The sequence below is a fragment of the Rhizobium sp. Nf11,1 genome (assembly GCF_050587665.1).
Classification (GTDB): domain Bacteria; phylum Pseudomonadota; class Alphaproteobacteria; order Rhizobiales; family Rhizobiaceae; genus Rhizobium.
The window spans coordinates 1-2,301 of record NZ_JBOBHU010000061.1; the positions used below are offsets into that span (position 1 = coordinate 1).

The window sequence follows — 2,301 nt, forward strand, 5'->3', positions numbered from 1 at the left end:
ATGAACGGCTTCCACCAGATGCGCACGACGATGCCGCCGTCCTTGGTGGCGTCACCGAGCGAGACATAGAGCTGGCTGAGGCCGAAGGTCAGGATGCCCGCCTCCGTCGTCGGCATCTGCCGGGCGGTATAGAGCCGCTTGGCCGACCAGGTATCGGCAATGGTGACACCGGCGCGGCGGATGGTGAAGTGGCCGCGCTCCTCGGTGTAGTTCGGTCCCCTGCCCGCCCGCATGCCGTCGAACTCAAGGCTGTAGCCGCCGGCATCGACCGTGGCGCCCGGCTTCATCTCTACGACATGTTCGCTCTGGAAGGTGGTGACGGCGACGATGCCGAGCACGCTGACGCCGAGCCCGGCATGGGCGAGCGCCGTGCCGAAGGCTGAGCGCGGCAGGCCCGACAGGCGGCGCCAGGCGATGGAGCCCGCCACCTTGCCGATGCCGGCCCGATACCAGAGATCGGCAATGGCGCCGAGGATCAGGAACAGCCCGGCCGCCAGCCCCAGCACCGACAGTACCGGCCCGCCATGTTGGAGATAGAAGAAGACGACCGCGGCGGCGAAGGCGAGAGCCGCGACGGCATAGAGCCGCTGCAGCGCGCCGAGCAGATCGCCGCGCTTCCAAGCCAGCAGCGGCCCGAACGGCACGATGACGAGCAGCGGCGCCATCAGCAGGCCGAAGGTCAGGTTGAAGAAGGGCGGCCCGACGGAGATCTTGTCGCCGGTCAGCGTCTCCAACAGCAGCGGATAGAGGGTGCCGGTCAAAACCGTGCCGCAGGCGACCGTCAGGATCAGATTGTTGAGGACGAGCGCCCCTTCACGCGAGATCGGCGCAAACAGCCCGCCGGCCGAAAGCTTCGGCGCCCGCAGGGCAAACAGCGACAGCGCCCCGCCGATGAAGATCAAGAGGATCGAGAGGATGAAGACGCCGCGGGTGGGATCGCTGGCGAAGGCATGCACCGAAGTCAGCACGCCGGAGCGCACCAGGAAGGTGCCCATCAGCGACAGCGAGAAGGTCAGGATCGCAAGCAGCACCGTCCAGATCTTCAGCGCCTCGCGCTTTTCCATGACGAGGGCCGAATGCAGCAGCGCGGTTCCGGCAAGCCAAGGCATGAAGGAGGCGTTCTCGACCGGATCCCAGAACCACCAGCCGCCCCAGCCGAGCTCGTAATAGGCCCAGTAGGAGCCCATGGCGATGCCAAGCGTCAGACAGGTCCAGGCCGCCAGCGTCCACGGCCTGACCCAACGGGCCCAAGCGGCGTCGATGCGGCCTTCGATCAGGGCTGCCACGGCAAAGGAGAAGCAGACGGAAAAGCCGACATAACCGAGATAGAGCAGCGGCGGATGGATGGCGAGCCCGATATCCTGCAGCACCGGATTGAGATCGCGGCCCTCGGCCGGGGCCGGATCGAGCCGCAGGAAGGGATTGGAGGTCAAGAGAATGAACAGGGTGAAGGCGAGCGAGATCCAGGCTTGCACGGCAAGTACATTGGCCTTCAGCGTCTCCGGCAGATTGGCGCCGAAGATCGCGACCAGGGCGCTGAACAGCGCCAGGATCAGCAGCCAGAGCATCATCGATCCCTCGTGATTGCCCCAGACGCCCGAATATTTGTAGATCAGCGGCACCAGCGAATGCGAATTCTCCCAGACGTTTGCGACCGAGAAGTCGGAGACGACATGGGCATAGGTCAGCACGGCGAAGGCAAAGGCGACGAGCGCAAACATGACAAGCGAACCGACGCTCGCCACATCCATCATCGCCGGATCATGGCGGCGGGCGCCGATCACCGGCACGATCGAGACGATCAGCGCCGTCGCCAGCGCCAGCACCAAAGCGTAATGGCCGATCTCGATGATCATGGCGTCGCTTTCGCCTCCTGCCCCTGCCCCGGATTTTGTTGGCTCTGTCCTTGGCCCTGGCCCTGGCCTTCCTGCCACAGCCCCTGCTGCTTCAGTTTGTCGGCCACCTCCTTCGGCATATAGGTCTCGTCATGCTTGGCCAGCACGGTGTCGGCGACAAAGACGTTGCTGCTGGCAGCAAACACGCCCTCGGTGACCACCCCCTGGCCCTCGCGGAACAGATCGGGCAGGATGCCGGTATATCTGACCTTCACCGCATTGGCGCTGCCGTCGGTGACGGAAAACTCCACCGTAGAGCCGGCGCCGCGCACGACGCTACCCGCCCCGACCAGGCCGCCGAGCCGGATGCGGGTCTCCGGTGCCACCGGCGTCCTGGCCAGATCAGCCGGCATGTAGAAATAGGCCACCGACTGGCTGAAGGCGAACATCACCAACAACACCGCCG

2 protein-coding genes are annotated in these 2,301 nt (G+C 65.4%); both read right to left on the reverse strand.

What is annotated here, in order from left to right:
* Positions 1 to 1,856: heme lyase CcmF/NrfE family subunit (locus ACQ7C1_RS31625; protein WP_430961205.1), on the reverse strand; the 1,856-nt coding region annotated here is incomplete at its 3' end.
* Positions 1,853 to 2,301 (reverse strand): cytochrome c maturation protein CcmE (gene ccmE, locus ACQ7C1_RS31630; protein WP_430961206.1); only part of this gene is annotated, 449 nt, incomplete at its 5' end. The genes ccmE and ACQ7C1_RS31625, both read right to left, overlap by 4 nt.